Source organism: Pseudomonas sp. 18175, assembly GCF_050432925.1.
Lineage (GTDB): Bacteria > Pseudomonadota > Gammaproteobacteria > Pseudomonadales > Pseudomonadaceae > Aquipseudomonas.
The window spans coordinates 292,026-308,723 of the sequence record NZ_JBKFTO010000003.1 but is presented as its reverse complement, the minus strand read 5'-3'; the positions used below and the strand labels follow the sequence as shown (position 1 = coordinate 308,723).

The following is a 16,698-nucleotide window of genomic DNA, read 5'->3' as shown; positions in this document are numbered from 1 at the left end:
TGGATCAGTCCTGAATGTCGGGCGGAGGCGCGCTGGGTGGCTTGGCAGTCAGCGAGGTGATCTTGATCAGCAGCGCCAGGTGGCCGCCGTCCAGGTAATTGAGCTGGTTGTTCTTGGTGCGCACGTCGGTCTGGCTCAGGTGCTCGCTGGCGATCACGCTGCCGTTGCTGTCGAACTGGTTGATCCAAAAGTCGGCGTCGATATCGGTGAAGCGCCCCAGTTGCAGGCTCAGTATGCCCTCGATGGGGAACTGGCCGAACTGTTCCTGGCCATCGGTAATGGCGATTTTTACTGGTTGCTCACCGAGATTCTGCTCCCAGGCCTTGTGTGCCAACACGGTGTAGCTGTTGTCGGCACGCAGCTTGTCGACGATGTTGTTCAAGCGCGGTGGGCTCATTTTATCGCCCAGGTGCGCCGCCCCGGCATCCCAGTTTTCCGGCGCGGCGCGGCTGTTGATCACCGGCTCCGCGTTCTGGCGCACCAGGATCATTTCCACCTGGTACGGGCTGTCGGCGAACGCCGACGGGGCCACGACCACCAATAACAGGCTCAGGATGCGGAACAGGCGCATGACGGCGTCCTTCAAACAGATTTCGGGATGAGGCGCTCGAACAACGCCTCCAATGTATTAAAGCGTTCTTCGGCGCGTTCCATCGGCACCATGAACTTGAACAGCGTAGCCCCTTCGAACTTGTAGCGGTTGGGCTGGCCCTGGATCAGCTTGATCAGCACCAGTGGGTCCACCGGCGTCTGCGCTTCAAATTCGATACGCCCACCTTGCGGCCCCGCGTCGACCTTCTTGATGCCCAGTTGCTCGGCCTGCAGTTTGAGCAGGGTCAGGCGCACCAGGTTCTTGGTCGGTTCCGGCAACAGGCCGAAGCGGTCGATCATCTCGACTTGCAGGTCCTTGAGGCCTTCTTCGTCGGTGGCCGAGGCGATGCGCTTGTACAGGATCAGCCGCGCATGCACGTCCGGCAGATAGTCTTCGGGGATCAACGCGGGCAAGCGCAGGTTGATTTCCGGGCCACCGCCCAGCGGTTGATCGAGGTTTGGCTGTTCACCCTTGCGGATCGCTTTCACGGCGCGTTCGAGCATTTCCATATAGAGGGTGAAGCCCACCGCCTGAATCTGCCCGCTCTGACCGTCGCCCAGCAGTTCACCGGCGCCACGGATTTCCAGGTCGTTGGTGGCCAATACAAACCCGGCGCCCAGGTCCTGGGTGTTGGCGATGGCTTCCAGGCGCTTTTCCGCATCGGAGGTGATCTGTTGGCGCGGCGGCGTCAGCAAGTAGGCATACGCCTGGTGGTGACTGCGCCCGACGCGACCGCGCAATTGGTGCAACTGCGCCAGGCCGAACTTGTCGGCCCGCTCGATGATGATGGTGTTGGCGCTCGGCACGTCGATACCGGTCTCGATGATGGTCGAGGCGATCAGTACGTTGAAGCGCTTGTGATAGAAGTCGCTCATCACCTGTTCGAGTTCGCGCTCGCGCATCTGCCCGTGGCCGATGGCGATACGGGCTTCGGGCACCAGTTCGGCGAGGTCGGCGGCGCATTTCTCGATGGTTTTCACGTCATTGTGCAGGTAGTACACCTGCCCGCCGCGCAGCAATTCGCGCAGCAGCGCTTCCTTGACCGTGCTTTTGTTCTGCTCCATCACAAAAGTGCGCACCGACAAACGGCGCGCCGGCGGCGTGGCGATGATCGACAGGTCGCGCATGCCCGACACCGCCATGTTCAGCGTGCGCGGAATCGGCGTGGCGGTGAGGGTGAGGATGTCGACTTCGCTGCGCAGGGCCTTGAGCTGTTCTTTCTGGCGCACACCGAAGCGGTGTTCTTCATCGATGATCACCAGGCCCAGGTTCTTGATCTTCACATCGTCCGACAGCAGCTTGTGGGTGCCGATCACGATGTCGATCTTGCCTTCGGCCAGGTCGGCGACCGCCGCATTCACTTCTTTGGCCGACTTGAAGCGGCTCATCACTTCGACGGTCACCGGCCAGTCGGCAAAGCGGTCGCGGAAGCTGTTGTAGTGCTGCTGGGCGAGGAGGGTGGTGGGCACCAGGATCGCTACCTGGCGGCCGCCATGCACGGCGATAAAGGCCGCACGCATCGCCACCTCGGTCTTGCCGAAGCCCACGTCGCCGCAGACCAGGCGGTCCATGGGCTTGGGCGCGAGCATGTCGGCACGCACCGCTTCGATGGTGGTTTGCTGGTCGGGGGTTTCTTCGAAGGCAAAGCCTGCGCTGAAGGTGGCGTAGTCGGCTTTCGGGTCGGCGAACGCGTAACCTTCGCGGGCGGCGCGGCGGGCATAGATGTCGAGCAGTTCGGCGGCCACGTCGCGCACCTGTTCGGCAGCTTTGCGCTTGGCTTTCTGCCAGGTTTCGGAGCCCAGGCGGTGCAACGGCGCCAGGGCGTCGTCGCTGCCGGTGTAGCGGGCGATCAGGTGCAGGTTGGCCACTGGCACGTAGAGCTTGGCGCCCTCGGCGTATTCCATGGTGAGGAATTCGGCGGCCTGGTTGTCGATCTCCAGGGTTTGCAGGCCCAGGTAGCGGCCCACGCCGTGGTCGATGTGCACCACCGGCGCGCCTTCGCGCAGCTCGGTGAGGTTTTTGATCACCGCGTCGTTGTTGGCGTCGGCGCGTTTTTCACGGCGACGCCGCTGCATCACGCGCTGGCCGAACAGCGGGCTCTCGGCGATCAGCGCCAGGGCCGGGTCTTCCAGCAGCAAGCCTTCGTCCAGCGGTGCGATGGTGATCGCCAGGCGGTCTTTGCTTTTTACAAAGTCGGGCCAGCTGTCGACGGTTTTCGGTCGCAGCTTCAGGCGTTCGAGCAGTTCCAGCAGTACTTCGCGACGGCCGGCGGATTCGGCGGTAAACAGCACGCGGCCGGGGAAATCGCCAAGGAAGTTGGACAGCGCTTCCAGCGGCTGATTGGCCTTGGCTTCAATCGCCAGGTTAGGCAGCGCTTGCGCGGGGAAGCGCTCGCGGCCGCTGCCGGTGTCCACGTCCTGTTGGCTGGCGACCACGCGCGGCCAGCTTTTCAGGCGGGCGAAGCAGTCTTCTACCGGCAGGAACAGCTCGGCGGGTGGTAATAAAGGCCGGGACGGATCGACGCGACGTTCTTCGTAGCGGTTGCGCACGTCATTCCAGAAGTTTTCCGCCGCCTGTTCGATGCCCGGCAGGGAGAACACCTGGGTGTCCTGGGGCAGGTAATCGAACAGGGTGGAGGTTTCGTCGAAGAACAGCGGCAGGTAGTACTCGATACCGGCCGGGGTAATCCCGCTGCTCAGGTCTTGGAAAATCGGGCAGCGGCGGAAGTCGACGTCGAAGCGTTCACGAAAGCGCGCCTTGAAGCGCGTGACCGCGTCTTTTTGCAGCGGGAACTCGCGTGCGGGCAGCAGCTTGATCGAGTCCACTTTGTCGATGGAACGCTGGTTCTCGGGATCGAAGGTGCGCAGGGTCTCGATTTCGTCATCGAACAGGTCGATGCGGTAGGGCAACTTGCTGCCCATCGGGAACAGGTCGATCAGCGCACCGCGCACCGCGAACTCACCGTGCTCGTACACCGTGTCGACGCAGCGGTAGCCGCTGGCTTCCAGGCGCGTGCGCATTTGCTCCACATCCAGCTTCTGGCCGACGTCCAGCACCAGGCTGCTGCCCAGCAGGAACTTGGTCGGCGCCAGGCGATGCAGCGCGGTGGTGATCGGCACCACTAGCACGCCGTGGGCCAGTTCCGGCAAGCGGTACAGGCTGGCGATGCGCTGGGAGATGATGTCCTGGTGCGGCGAGAACAGGTCGTAGGGCAGGGTTTCCCAGTCGGGGAAATGCAGCACCGGCAAATCGGGGGCGAAGAAGCTCAGCTCCTGCTCCAGCCGTTCGGCACTTTGGCTGTCGGCGGTAAGCAGCAGGGTAAAGCGCTTGGCTGCGCTGGCAGCCTCGGCAATGGCCAGGCTCAGGGCGGCACCGGGCAGGTTGCCCCAGTGCTGTTTGCCTGCCGCAGCAGGGAGAAGCGGTAGACGCAGGACGGGCACGGAAGGTTGAGCTCCAAGCGTTGCGACAAAGTCGGTAATTGTAACGGTGCGGGGCGCCGTCTGTCAGTTGCTGACTGAGCCTATTACGGTTTGTAGGAAATGTAGTGGCTAAGACAAACAATGGTGTGTTTTGACTCAATATGTAGTGCCAAAACCTGCGAGGTTTTCGGAGGGTTACGGACAAGTCGGCGTGCGCGCTCAACTAGTGGCCTTCTGAAACCCGCGTATTTACTGGGCTCCAGCGGGGTGCGTTTTTTTCGCAAGCGGTTTTTGTTGCCTGGGGCGCATTGCTCCGAGTGCGGTCGGGCGGCATAATGTAGCCCCTTTTTTCTGCCCCTACATGTGGAAGGTTACCGTGACTCAGAAGCCCGACCAGTGTCTTGGTGAATGGATCGACCGTGAAGCACTCGCAGAAGCGATGATTCCGCTTATCGGCCAGCTGTACCGCAATAACAATGTGGTGAGCTCGATCTATGGCCGCAGCCTGATCAACCAGTCTGTCATCGCGATTCTCAAAGCTCACCGCTTTGCGCGTCATCGTTCTGCCGACGACAGCGAACTCTCCGTCCACGAAACATTCCCACTGCTTAAAGCCATGAGCGAGCTCAAGCTCGGCGCGGCTTCGGTAGACCTGGGCAAGCTGGCCTATAAATTCCGCAAGGAAGGTGCCGGCCGCAGCGCTGAGCAGTTCGTGCGTGAAGAGATGGCCGATGTGGTTGGCCAGCAAAACGCTGCTGGCCGCAAAGGCACCGACGTTGTGCTGTACGGCTTTGGTCGTATCGGCCGCCTGCTGGCGCGCATCCTGATCGAAAAAACCGGCGGCGGCGACGGCCTGCGCCTGCGGGCCATCGTGGTGCGCAAAGGCGCCGAGAACGACCTGACCAAGCGCGCAAGCCTGCTGCGTCGTGACTCGGTACACGGTCCGTTCAACGGCACCATCGTCATCGACGAAGAAAACAACACCATCACCGCCAACGGTAACCTGATCCAGGTGATCTACGCGAAGAACCCGACTGAGGTGGACTACACCCAGTACGGCATCAAGGACGCCCTGTTGGTGGACAACACCGGCGTATGGCGTGATGCCGAAGGCCTGGGCCAGCACTTGGCCTGCCCAGGTATCGACCGCGTGGTCCTGACCGCACCGGGCAAGGGCAAGCTCAAGAACATCGTGCATGGCATCAACCATGGCGAAATCACCGCTGACGACAAGATCGTGTCCGCCGCTTCCTGCACCACCAACGCCATCGTGCCGGTGCTGAAAGCTGTGAATGACAAGTTCGGCATCGTTAACGGCCACGTTGAAACCGTTCACTCGTACACCAACGACCAGAACCTGATCGACAACTTCCACAAAGGCGATCGCCGTGGCCGTAGCGCCGCGTTGAACATGGTGATCACCGAGACCGGTGCTGCTACCGCCGCTGCCAAGGCCCTGCCTGAGCTGGCCGGCAAGCTGACCGGTAACGCGATCCGCGTGCCGACGCCAAACGTGTCGATGGCCATTCTCAACCTGAACCTTGAGACAGCCGCCACCCGTGAAGAGATGAACGAGTACCTGCGCTTTATGGCGCTGCACTCCGATCTGCATAAGCAAATCGACTTCGTCAACTCGCAGGAAGTGGTCTCCACCGACTTCGTGGGCTCGCGCCACGCCGGTGTGGTGGACGCCGAGGCGACCATCACCCAGGACAACCGTGTTGTGCTGTACGTGTGGTACGACAACGAGTTCGGCTACAGCTGCCAGGTGGTTCGCGTGATGGAAGACATGGCTGGGGTTAACCCGCCTGCGTTTCCGCGCTAAGCGACAGCCTTGAATGAAAAAGCCCCGACTGGTTCGGGGCTTTTTTGTGGCCGTGGGCTCTGTGTTGGCTAGGAGGGCCTCTTCGCGAGCAAGCCCGCTCCCACATTGACTGTATTTACAGATCAAAAACTGTGAACCCAATCCAATGTGGGAGCGGGCTTGCTCGCGAAGACGGCCGTCCAGTCAATGCATCACTTTCAGTCCAGCAACCCCTCCGACAACCCCTTGGGCGCCAACCAAATTCCCAGGTAAGCCTTTGCCAATCCATCATCGGGGCTGCTGAACACCACCTCCCCATTGATCTCCAGGTTCAACCCACGCCCAGGGCGAAAATCCAGCGCATAGCGATCACCCTGTTGGATGTCGCGAAAGCGCGCATGCAGCCTGTCCACCTCTGGCTTGAACCGGGCGCTGACTTGCTGGCGCTTCAATGTGGTATTGGCCGCCTTGATCACATCGCTGCGGTCAATATCGCGAAAGTAATACAGCTCAAGGCGCAGAGCCTTTTGTTGCTCCCAGGCAAGCCTTGCACGCACGTCTGCCGGGGCGTACAGCGCCGCCGCGTACACATCCGCCCAGAGGTAGGTCAGCACCACCTGGTTTTTCAGGGCTAATCCATGGGATTGCGCAGCAAAACCGGCTTGTCGCAGGCGATCTGCCTCATTGGCTTGCACCGTGACCGACAGCAACAGCAATAAACACAAAGCGACATGTCGCATAATGGCCAACCCTGCAAAGGTGCGTGCTGGCAGTGTAATTGCAATTTCCTTACCCTGTAGTAACGGCAAGGCTGGCCTACGACGCGACCAAGGGTTAATGTGCGCGGCGTTGAGCCTTATATAGACTGTGCCCCGGTTCACACACTTGAGCCAAAATGTCCTTCATGACCGCTGGCCGCGGCATGATTTAGCCAGGCGTCCCAACCGTGCGCCTGGCCTGTTCTGAGGAGTACGCATGGCTGTCTACAACTACGACGTGGTGGTACTGGGTTCCGGCCCGGCTGGAGAAGGTGCGGCGATGAACGCCGCCAAAGCTGGGCGCAAGGTGGCGATGGTCGATAGCCGTCGCCAGGTCGGCGGCAACTGCACCCACCTGGGTACCATCCCGTCTAAGGCCTTGCGTCACTCGGTGCGCCAGATCATGCAGTTCAACACCAACCCGATGTTCCGGGCCATTGGTGAGCCGCGCTGGTTCTCGTTCCCGGACGTGCTCAAAAGCGCCGAGAAAGTCATCTCCAAGCAAGTGGCCTCGCGTACCGGTTACTACGCCCGTAACCGTGTCGACCTGTTCTTCGGCACCGGCAGCTTCGCCGACGAGCTAACCATCGAAGTGGTCTGCCCCAATGGTGTGGTCGAGAAGCTGGTGGCCAAGCACATCATCATCGCCACCGGTTCGCGCCCTTATCGCCCGGCCGATATCGATTTCCACCACCCGCGTATCTACGATAGCGACACCATCCTGAGCCTGGGCCACACCCCGCGCAAACTGATCATCTACGGCGCTGGCGTGATCGGCTGTGAATACGCCTCGATCTTCAGTGGCCTGGGTGTGCTGGTTGAGTTGGTGGACAACCGCGACCAGTTGCTGAGCTTCCTCGACTCGGAAATTTCCCAGGCGTTGAGCTACCACTTCAGCAACAACAACATCACCGTGCGCCATAACGAAGAATATGAGCGGGTCGAAGGCCTGGACAACGGGGTGATCCTGCACCTCAAGTCCGGCAAGAAGATCAAGGCCGACGCCTTGCTGTGGTGCAACGGCCGTACCGGCAACACCGACAAGCTGGGCATGGAAAACATCGGGGTCAAGGTCAACAGCCGTGGCCAGATCGAAGTGGATGAGAACTACCGCACCTGCGTGCCGAACATCTACGGCGCCGGCGATGTGATCGGTTGGCCAAGCCTGGCCAGTGCCGCGCATGACCAGGGCCGCTCGGCCGCTGGCAGCATTGTCGACAATGGCAGCTGGCGTTATGTGAACGATGTGCCGACCGGGATCTACACCATTCCCGAGATCAGCTCCATCGGCAAGAACGAGCACGAGTTGACCAAGGCCAAGGTGCCTTACGAAGTGGGCAAGGCGTTCTTCAAGAGCATGGCGCGTGCACAGATCGCCGGTGAGCCCCAGGGCATGCTGAAGATCCTGTTCCACCGTGAAACCCTGGAAGTCCTCGGCGTGCATTGCTTCGGCTACCAGGCCTCGGAGATCGTGCACATCGGCCAGGCCATCATGAACCAGCCGGGTGAACTCAATACCCTCAAGTATTTTGTGAACACCACGTTCAACTACCCGACCATGGCCGAAGCCTATCGGGTAGCGGCCTACGACGGCCTCAACCGGCTTTTTTGAGCGGCTCCGGCCGGTGGCCTGAGCCGGCCGGGGAGACCGATTTCAGTAATTCTCGAGGGTGGCAGTGGCCAAACCGGGAAAGTCTGTAATCAGGCTATCTACGCCGAAGTCGGCGAGCCTGCGCATCAGCGCAGGTTCGTTGACCGTCCATACGGACACGTGCAAGCCCTGGCGCTGGGCTTTCTCCAGACGCTCAGGGGTGCACAACGTCCAGTTCAACGCCAGAATCTCACAGCCGTAGTTCTGCGCGACCTTCAACGGGTCGAGCCAGGCGTATTCGGCTACCAGGCCGCGTGACAGGTCGGGGGTGAGCTCAACCGCGGCCTTCAACACTTCTCGCGAGCTTGAGGTCACGGTGACCTTGTCCATCAAGCCGTGGCGTACGGCCATTTCGCGAATCGCCAGCACGGTGGTGGCCGCGCGGGTGCGCGAAGCGCTTTTGACTTCCAGTTGCCAGTGATCGAAGTCGCACTGTTCGAACAGCTCTTCCAAGCGTGGGATCGGGCAGGGCGTGATCCAGCCTGGGCCGCCTTTGCGGGCGTCCATCTTTACCAGGTCTGCTGCCGAGTACTCGACGACCTTGCCGCGCCGGTCGGTGGTGCGTTTGAGGGTGGGGTCGTGGATGACCATCAACTCGCCGTCCATGGACAGGTGCAAATCCAGTTCGCAGCGGCGTACGCCGTGCTTGAGGCATTCCTGAAAGCTGGTCAGGGTGTTTTCCGGTGCTTCGCCTTTGGCACCGCGGTGGCCGTAGATCAGGGTCACAGTTGCTCCTTTGCGCCAGCTCGTCTGGCGGGGTGAATGCTTGTTCAGGTGTCTTGGGCGTCGCTTTGTTCCCGCGCCAGGCGGCGTTCCTGGGCTTGTTTCTGCAGGATGTAGCGTGCCAGCAGTTGGCGTTGGGCGTCGGTCATGGCTTCGAATTCGGTGCCTACGTCAAAGCTATCGCCCTTGGGGTCGCAATGGGTGACCCGTGCGCGCAGCAGCAGCCCGAGCGCCTGGGGCATCAGCACCAGCTTAATGGCCAGGTGTGCGCCGGGGGCGAGGGGCGTGGGGTGTTGGAAGTCGATGCCGCCTTCGGAGATGATTACCGGCTGCGGGGCGCCGACTTCATCGCGCAGGCTTTGCGCCATGACCTGGCTGAGCAGATCCAGGCGTTTGTTCTGGACTTTGAGGAAGGCGGCCAGGCTGCGGTCTTTCTCGCTGATCTGGCGCAGCAGGTGCTGGGCTTCGAATTCGCTGAGGTGCAGTTCGCTGAGCAGATTGAACAGCGGCGACTCATCCTGCAACACTTCCTTGCTCGCCGCTTCGGGGGCTGACAGGCTTTTGATTTGGAGTGCGATCATGTCGTCGATACGGTAGTATTCGCGGCGCTCTTCTTCATCTAATGTCGACATGGCGAACCCCAGCTATCGGTAATGGTCAGAGTGTAAAGCTGCTTACCAGACCCCGCCACCGGGACGTCTTCTTTTCCTCCGAACAAGCCCCGACATGTTCAGACCTCTCTTCGTATTTATCGGCACGCGTTATACCCGTGCAAAGCGCCGCAATCATTTTGTGTCGTTCATTTCCTTGACCTCGATGATCGGGCTCGCCTTGGGCGTGGTCGTGATGATCGTGGTGCTGTCGGTGATGAACGGCTTCGATCATGAGATGCGCACCCGCGTGCTGGGCATGGTGCCCCACGCGACCATTGAAGGCGATGCGCCGATCAGTGACTGGCAAAGCCTGGCCGACAAGGTCAAGCAGAACCCCAAGGTATTGGCGGTTGCGCCCTTTACCCAGATGCAGGGGCTGCTGACCAATGACGGCAAGGTGCAGAAAATCCTGCTCAATGCCATCGACCCGGCCCAGGAACGCAAGGTCTCGATCATCGATAAGTTCATGCTGCAAGGCAAACTCGATGACCTGGCGCCCGGCGAGTTCGGCATCGTGATTGGCGACAAGGCCGCGGCCAAGCTCGGCGTTGCCCTGGGCGACAAGCTGACCTTCGTCGCCCCGGAAGTCACCGTGACCCCGGCCGGCATGTTCCCGCGCATGAAGCGCTTTACCGTGGTGGGCACCTTCCACGTCGGCGCCGGCGAAATCGACGGCTACCTGGGCCTGACCAACCTCACCGACCTGGCCCGCCTGCATCGCTGGCAGCCAGACCAGGTGCAAGGCCTGCGCCTGAAGTTCAACGACCTGTTTGACGCACCGCGTGCCTCGTGGGAAATCGCCCAACACCTGGGGGACAGCCAGTACTACGCTCGCGATTGGACCCGTACCCACGGCAACCTGTACCAGGCCATCCGCATGGAAAAAGCCATGATCGGCCTGTTGTTGTTGCTGATCGTTGCTGTGGCTGCGTTCAACATCATCTCCACGCTGGTGATGGTGGTGAATGACAAGAAGGGTGACATTGCCATCCTGCGCACCCTTGGCGCCACGCCGGGGCAGATCATGGCGATCTTCATGGTGCAGGGCACGGTGATTGGCGTGGTCGGCACCTTGATCGGCACGGCGGTCGGCATCCTGGCTGCGCTGAATGTGAGCGCCGCCATTGCCGGGCTCGAAACCCTGATCGGCCACAAGTTTCTCAACGCCGATGTCTACTTCATCGACTACTTGCCGTCCCAGGTTCAGGCCCAGGACGTGTTGATGGTGGGCGGCGCTGCGTTGGTATTGAGTTTCCTTGCCACCCTGTATCCAGCCTGGCGCGCGGCACGTACCCAGCCAGCACAGGCCTTACGTTATGAGTGAATCGGGCATGAGTGAAAAAGCAATCTTGAGCTGCCGCAACCTGGGCAAATCCTACGAGGAAGGCCCGGAATCGGTGGTGGTGCTGTCCAACCTGCAACTGGAGTTGCACCCGGGCGAGCGCGTGGCGATTGTCGGCAGCTCCGGCTCTGGCAAAAGTACCTTGCTGAACCTGTTGGGCGGCCTCGATACGCCGTCCCAGGGCAGCGTATGGCTGGCGGGCGAAGAGTTGTCGGCCCTCGGTGAAAAGGCCCGTGGCCAACTGCGCAACCGCTCGCTCGGTTTTGTGTACCAGTTCCACCACTTGCTGCCGGAATTCACCGCCCTGGAAAACGTGTGCATGCCGCTGTTGATTGGCAAGACCGCAATTCCGGAAGCCCGCCAGCGCGCCAAGGCCCTGCTGGAACGCGTTGGCCTGGGCCATCGCCTGGAGCATAAACCGGCCGAATTGTCCGGCGGCGAGCGTCAGCGTGTGGCCATCGCCCGCGCCCTGGTCAACAACCCAGGGCTGGTGATGCTCGATGAGCCAACCGGCAACCTCGACTCCCACACCGCCCAGGGCATCAAGGATTTGATGCTGGAGCTGAGCACCCAGATGCGCACCGCGTTCCTGGTGGTGACCCATGACATGAGCATGGCCCGCCAGATGGACCGCGTGCTGCACCTGCAGGAAGGTCATCTGGTCGCCATCTGACCTGTTTCAAACCCGGTGTCTGACATCGGGTTTTCTATTTTTCCAACGGTGCCCGCGAATGTTCAGACCGTTATCGATTTTCATCGGCACGCGCTATACCCGCGCCAAGCGCCGCAACCGTTTTGTTTCGTTTATCTCGATGACCTCGATGATCGGTCTCGCCCTGGGCGTGCTGGCGATGATTGTGGTGTTGTCGGTGATGAACGGCTTCCAGCGCGAAATGAGCTCGCGCATCCTCGGCATGGTGCCCCACGCGACCATCGTCGGTGTCAACCCGATTGACGACTGGCAGCCGGTGGCCGCCGCTGCGATGAAGAACCCTGAGGTAACTGCCGCAGTACCCTTCACGCAAATGGATGGCATGTTCTCCTACAAGGGCGCGATGCAGCCGATCGAGATCAGCGGCGTCGACCCGGCCCAGGAAGGCAAGGTGTCGATCGTGGCCCAGCACATCGTGCAGGGTAAGCTTGAAGACCTGAAACCCGGTGAGTTCGGCGTGGTGGTGGGGGAAATCACCGCCCGGCGTTTTCGCCTCAATGTGGGCGACAAGCTGACCCTGATCGTGCCGGAAATCAGCACGGCACCGGGTGGCATCACCCCGCGCATGCAGCGCCTGAACGTAGTGGGCATCTTCAAGGTCGGCGCCGAGCTGGATGGCTCCATGGCCCTGATCAACATGGCCGACGCCGCCGAGATCCAGCATTGGCAGCCGAACCAGGTACAAAGCGTACGCCTGGCGGTGAAAGACCTTTACGCAGCGCCCAAGGTCTCGGCGGACGTCGCTGCCAGTCTGGGCGCGGCCTACAAGGCCGATGACTGGACCCACACCCAGGGCAGCCTGTTCAGCGCGATGAAGATGGAAAAGACCATGATCGGCCTGCTGTTGCTGATGATCGTCGCGGTCGCCGCGTTCAACATCATCGCCACCCTGATCATGGTCGTTAACGACAAGGGCGCGGATATCGCGATCCTGCGTACCATCGGCGCCACGCCGCGGCAGATCATGGCGATCTTCATGGTGCAGGGCACGGTGATCGGCATTGTCGGCACCTTGATCGGTGGCGTGCTGGGTGTGATTGCCGCGCTGAACGTGAGTGAACTGGTGGGCTGGATGGAGCGGGTCACCGGGCAGCATATCTTCAGTTCGGACGTGTACTTCGTCAGCAACCTGCCTTCGGAGCTGCAAAGCGGGGATGTGGTGCTGATTTGCACGGCGGGGTTTGTGCTGAGCTTTTTGGCGACCCTTTATCCTGCTTATCGGGCGGCGAAGATTGAGCCGGCGCATGCCCTTAGGTATTCGTAGTATTTAAGACCGCCTTCGCGAGCAAGCCCGCTCCCACATTTGACTGTGTTCACAAATCTAAATGTGGGAGGGGGCTTGCCCCCGATGGGGCCGGTTCAGCTTGCATCAATGTTCCTGTGGCAACTCAATCACAAACCTTGCCCACCCCGCCTCAGACTCACAATAAATCCTCCCCCCATGCGCCCGCACAATCGACTGGGTAATCGCCAATCCCAGCCCCGCATGTTCGCTGCTGCCCTCATGCCGTGACGGGTCAGCCCTGTAAAACCGGTCAAACAGCCTAGGCAGCAACGCGGTTGGAATGCCTTCCCCGGTGTTCTCCACCACCAGCCTCACCCCGTCCTCCATCCGCACCCGTACTTCGCCCCCAGCCGGGGTAAACCGCAATGCGTTATCCAGCAGGTTCGACAGCGCCCGCCGCAGCATCCCGCGATCCCCGCAGATGTGGGCCGAGCCTTCGCGGACCAGGCTGACCTGTGCGTCCTCAGCCAGCAACGCAAAAAACTCCAGCAACGCATCCACTTCATCGGCGAGGGCCAGCGGTTCGCGCTTGGGCACGAGTAACCCGTGGTCTGCCTTGGCCAGGTACAGCATGTCGTTGACCAGCTGCGCCATCCATTGCAACTCTTCCAGGTTGCTGTGCAGCGCCTCGCGGTAATCCTCCAGTGGGCGCGGCTGGGTGAGAATGACCTGGGTGTGGGTCAGCAGGTTTGACAGCGGGGTGCGCAGTTCATGGGCGATATCGGCGGAGAAGGCCGAGAGGCGCTGAAAGGCGTCGTCCAGGCGACCGAGCATGGCGTTGAAGGCCTGGGCCAGTTCCGCCAGTTCCACCGGCATATGTGCCTGGGGCAGGCGCTGGGTCAGGGAGTGGGCGGACACGCCGGCCGCCACTTCACCCATGCGCCGCAACGGCCGCAACCCACTGCGTGCGGCCCAGGCGCCGAGCAGCGCGGTGGCCAGGGCCGAGAGACCGACGGTGAGCCAGATCAGGTGCTGCATGCGTTGCAGAAAGTGCTGGTGATGGGTGATGTCGAGCATCAGGCTCAGTTGCGGCGAACCTGCCTGGCCGGCGAGCAACGGTACGTTGTACACGCGGTAGTCGGTGCCAGCGCTTTGCAAGCGATGCAGGCCGGGTGATTCGGGCAGCACGACGCCGGGGGCGCCGTCAAACCAGCGCTGGCCGGCAGCGCTGATGCGCAGGGCCAGATCGGGTTGGCGGTTGAGTTCGGCGCGCAACTGCGCTTCCCGATGAGCGAATAGCTGTGGCGTGTCGACGCCCTGCAAGGTGCTGCGCAGAGCCACCAGCTTGCTGTCGAGCAGTTGCTGGTCCAGCTCGATAAAGTGCGCCTCACTGGCATGGCTGAACAGTACGCCCGCCATTAGCGACACCACCGCAGTGCAGGCAGCAAACAGCAGCGCCAGGCGGCTGGCCAGGGACAGGCGCTGGATCAACTGCATCGCTCCTCCAGCACATAGCCCATGCCGCGTACTGTGTGGATCAGTTTGTTGGAGTAGTTGTCGTCGACTTTCAGGCGCAGACGGCGAATGGCGACTTCGATGATGTTGGTGTCGCTGTCGAAGTTCATGTCCCAGACCTGGGAGGCGATCAGTGATTTGGGCAGCACTTCACCCTGGCGGCGCAGCAGCAGTTCCAGCAGGGAAAATTCCTTGGCTGTGAGGTCAATGCGCTGGCCGTCCCGTTCGACGCGGCGGCGGATCAGGTCCAGTCGCAGGTCGGCCAGTTGCAGCGCGGTTTCCTGGGGCGTGCTGCCCCCTCGGCGCAACAGGCTGCGCACCCGGGCCAGCAGTTCGGAGAAGGCGAAGGGTTTGACCAGGTAATCGTCGGCGCCCAGCTCCAGGCCGTGCACGCGGTCCTCTACGGCATCACGGGCGGTAAGGAACAACACGGGCGTTTCCAGGCCGGCGCTGCGCACGGCTTGCAGGATTTGCCAGCCGTCGCGGCCTGGCAGCATCACGTCGAGGATCAGCAGGTCGTAGTCGCCGGTCAGTGCCAGGTGCTGGCCGGTGGTACCGTCGGCGACCAATTCGGTGGTAAAGCCTGCTTCGGCCAGGCCCTGGCGCAGGTAGTGGCCGGTTTTCGGTTGGTCTTCGACGATCAGCAGTTTCATGGGCGACTCTGGGCAATAGGGCGCGGCGGGCTTTATACCTTGGGCGGCGAGGTAAGGGCGTAACCTGACAAAGTTGTAATCTAGCAGTCAGCTGGCTGGCAGCGGTGCCATCTTAGAGTGCCCCTCATGCTGATCCCACATTTTTGGAGAATAGAGATGGCCTTGCGTACACCCCTGTTGTTGGCGGGTTGCCTGTTGGTATTGAGTGTTGATGCGCTGGCGGATGCGGCCCATACCTACGGGTTCGGCCATGCAGCGCCCGCGACCGAGGCAACGCGCACAGTGGAAGTGACGCTGCAGGATATTGCCTTTACGCCCAAGTCTCTGGATGTAAAAGCCGGTGAAACCGTACGCTTTGTACTGGTCAACAAGGGCCAGTTGCTGCATGAATTCAACCTGGGCGATGCGGCGATGCATGCCGACCACCAGAAGGAAATGCTGCAAATGCAGGCCAGCGGTATGCTGACCTCCACCGGTATGGGCAAGATGGATCACAGCGCGATGGGCCATGGCGCGATGAAGCATGATGATCCCAATAGTGTGCTGGTCGAGCCTGGCAAAACGGCCGAACTGACTTGGACTTTTACCCAGACCACGGGCCTTGAGTTTGCGTGCAACCTGCCCGGGCATTACCAGGCGGGCATGGTCGGCAAGCTGAACGTCGAGTAGGCCGCAAAGACGGGGCCAAAGGCTGGTAGACTGGCGCGGTTTATTTAGCCAGGTTTCCGCCATGCATCCCGCAGCCGAACATTCGCCGCTGGGCAAGTCCAGTGAATACATCTCCACCTACACGCCTTCGTTATTGTTTCCGATCCCTCGTGCCGCCAAGTGGGCCGAGCTGGGCCTGAGTGCCGAGACCTTGCCCTACAAGGGTGTGGATTTCTGGAACTGCTTCGAACTGTCCTGGCTGCTGCCGTCGGGCAAGCCGGTGGTGGCCATTGGTGAGTTCAGCATCCCGGCGGACTCGCCAAACATCATCGAGTCCAAGTCGTTCAAGCTGTACCTCAACTCGCTGAACCAGACCGCGTTCGCCGACACCGGCACCCTGGAAGCGACCCTGCGGACCGACCTCAGCGCTGCTGCGGGCAAGCCTGTGAGCGTGCGCATACGCACTCTGGCCGAGATCGAGGCCGAAGGTGTGATGGCGTTGCCGGGGGTGTGTATTGATGATCTGGATATCAGTGTCAGCAACTATGAACATCCGCGCCCTGAACTGCTGCGTTGCGATGACTCGCGTGTTGTCGAGGAGAGCGTGCACAGCCACCTGCTCAAATCCAACTGCCCGGTCACCAGCCAGCCGGATTGGGGCAGTGTGGTGGTGCAATACCGTGGATCGGCGCTGGATCACGCAAGCTTGCTGGAATATATCGTGAGCTTTCGCCAGCACTCGGACTTTCACGAGCAGTGTGTAGAGCGCATCTTCCTGGACTTGCAGCGCTTGCTGAAGCCGGAGAAGTTGACCGTGTATGCGCGTTATGTGCGCCGAGGTGGGTTGGATATCAACCCGTATCGCAGTACTGAGGCGGTAGCGTTCCAGAACGTGCGGTTGGCGCGCCAGTAAACTTCACCCAGTACCCAATGTGGAAGCGGGCTTGCTCGCGAATGCGGTCTGTCAGTATCAGATGTGCTGACTGATACACCGCTTTCGCGA

General features: G+C 61.2%; 14 protein-coding genes. 7 read left to right on the top strand and 7 right to left on the bottom strand.

Annotated features, from left to right (window positions below; translation table 11 throughout):
* Positions 1-4: 4 nt before the first annotated feature.
* Together ACLD1Y_RS06420 and mfd are read right to left on the bottom strand one after the other, a co-directional pair.
* The gene (locus ACLD1Y_RS06420) at positions 5-571 is read right to left on the bottom strand and encodes a CsiV family protein (RefSeq protein ID WP_429476455.1); all 567 of its coding nucleotides are present in this window, start codon (positions 569-571) and stop codon (positions 5-7) included.
* Positions 572-582: 11 nt separating this feature from the next.
* Positions 583-4,032, bottom strand: coding sequence for a transcription-repair coupling factor (gene mfd / locus ACLD1Y_RS06415; protein ID WP_429476453.1), 3,450 nt, complete (start codon positions 4,030-4,032; stop codon positions 583-585).
* A 340-nt stretch (positions 4,033-4,372) separates the two neighbouring features.
* Here mfd and ACLD1Y_RS06410 point away from each other — a divergent pair, with 340 nt between their 5' ends.
* Entirely contained in the window at positions 4,373-5,836 is a 1,464-nt protein-coding gene (locus ACLD1Y_RS06410; RefSeq protein ID WP_429476451.1) for a glyceraldehyde-3-phosphate dehydrogenase, read from the top strand.
* 197 nt (positions 5,837-6,033) lie between these two features.
* Here ACLD1Y_RS06410 and ACLD1Y_RS06405 read toward each other — a convergent pair whose 3' ends face one another.
* Positions 6,034-6,555: a chalcone isomerase family protein gene (locus tag ACLD1Y_RS06405; protein ID WP_429476449.1), complete on the bottom strand. Its 522-nt coding sequence runs from the start codon at positions 6,553-6,555 to the stop codon at positions 6,034-6,036.
* 235 nt (positions 6,556-6,790) lie between these two features.
* Here ACLD1Y_RS06405 and sthA point away from each other — a divergent pair, with 235 nt between their 5' ends.
* On the top strand, positions 6,791-8,185 hold the full coding sequence (gene sthA, locus ACLD1Y_RS06400; RefSeq protein WP_429476447.1) for a Si-specific NAD(P)(+) transhydrogenase: 1,395 nt from the start codon (positions 6,791-6,793) through the stop codon (positions 8,183-8,185).
* 42 nt (positions 8,186-8,227) lie between these two features.
* Here sthA and ACLD1Y_RS06395 read toward each other — a convergent pair whose 3' ends face one another.
* Entirely contained in the window at positions 8,228-8,950 is a 723-nt protein-coding gene (locus ACLD1Y_RS06395; protein ID WP_429476445.1) for a glycerophosphodiester phosphodiesterase, read from the bottom strand.
* Between the two features lie 44 nt (positions 8,951-8,994).
* The gene (locus ACLD1Y_RS06390; protein WP_429476443.1) at positions 8,995-9,579 is read right to left on the bottom strand and encodes a PilZ domain-containing protein; all 585 of its coding nucleotides are present in this window, start codon (positions 9,577-9,579) and stop codon (positions 8,995-8,997) included.
* Between the two features lie 94 nt (positions 9,580-9,673).
* On the opposite strand from ACLD1Y_RS06390, the gene ACLD1Y_RS06385 reads away from it, so the two are divergent.
* From ACLD1Y_RS06385 to ACLD1Y_RS06375, 3 genes are read left to right on the top strand one after another with little or no spacing between them, the layout of a single operon-like run.
* Positions 9,674-10,924, top strand: coding sequence for a lipoprotein-releasing ABC transporter permease subunit (locus ACLD1Y_RS06385; RefSeq protein ID WP_429476441.1), 1,251 nt, complete (start codon positions 9,674-9,676; stop codon positions 10,922-10,924).
* 7 nt (positions 10,925-10,931) lie between these two features.
* Entirely contained in the window at positions 10,932-11,615 is a 684-nt protein-coding gene (lolD, locus tag ACLD1Y_RS06380; RefSeq protein ID WP_017477213.1) for a lipoprotein-releasing ABC transporter ATP-binding protein LolD, read from the top strand.
* A 58-nt stretch (positions 11,616-11,673) separates the two neighbouring features.
* Complete coding sequence (locus tag ACLD1Y_RS06375) at positions 11,674-12,918, top strand: lipoprotein-releasing ABC transporter permease subunit (RefSeq protein ID WP_429476439.1); 1,245 nt, start codon at positions 11,674-11,676, stop codon at positions 12,916-12,918.
* Between the two features lie 105 nt (positions 12,919-13,023).
* Here ACLD1Y_RS06375 and ACLD1Y_RS06370 read toward each other — a convergent pair whose 3' ends face one another.
* A complete protein-coding gene (locus ACLD1Y_RS06370; RefSeq protein WP_429476578.1) occupies positions 13,024-14,370 on the bottom strand; it encodes a heavy metal sensor histidine kinase in 1,347 nt (448 codons plus the stop codon).
* A complete protein-coding gene (locus ACLD1Y_RS06365; RefSeq protein WP_429476437.1) occupies positions 14,367-15,047 on the bottom strand; it encodes a heavy metal response regulator transcription factor in 681 nt (226 codons plus the stop codon). Before ACLD1Y_RS06365 ends, ACLD1Y_RS06370 begins: the two co-directional genes overlap by 4 nt.
* Before the next feature lie 156 nt (positions 15,048-15,203).
* Here ACLD1Y_RS06365 and ACLD1Y_RS06360 point away from each other — a divergent pair, with 156 nt between their 5' ends.
* Together ACLD1Y_RS06360 and queF are read left to right on the top strand one after the other, a co-directional pair.
* Positions 15,204-15,716 carry a cupredoxin domain-containing protein gene (locus tag ACLD1Y_RS06360; protein WP_429476435.1) on the top strand — a complete coding sequence of 171 codons (513 nt, stop codon included), beginning with the start codon at positions 15,204-15,206 and terminating at the stop codon, positions 15,714-15,716.
* Between the two features lie 61 nt (positions 15,717-15,777).
* Complete coding sequence (gene queF, locus ACLD1Y_RS06355) at positions 15,778-16,608, top strand: NADPH-dependent 7-cyano-7-deazaguanine reductase QueF (protein ID WP_429476434.1); 831 nt, start codon at positions 15,778-15,780, stop codon at positions 16,606-16,608.
* Positions 16,609-16,698: the final 90 nt, after the last annotated feature.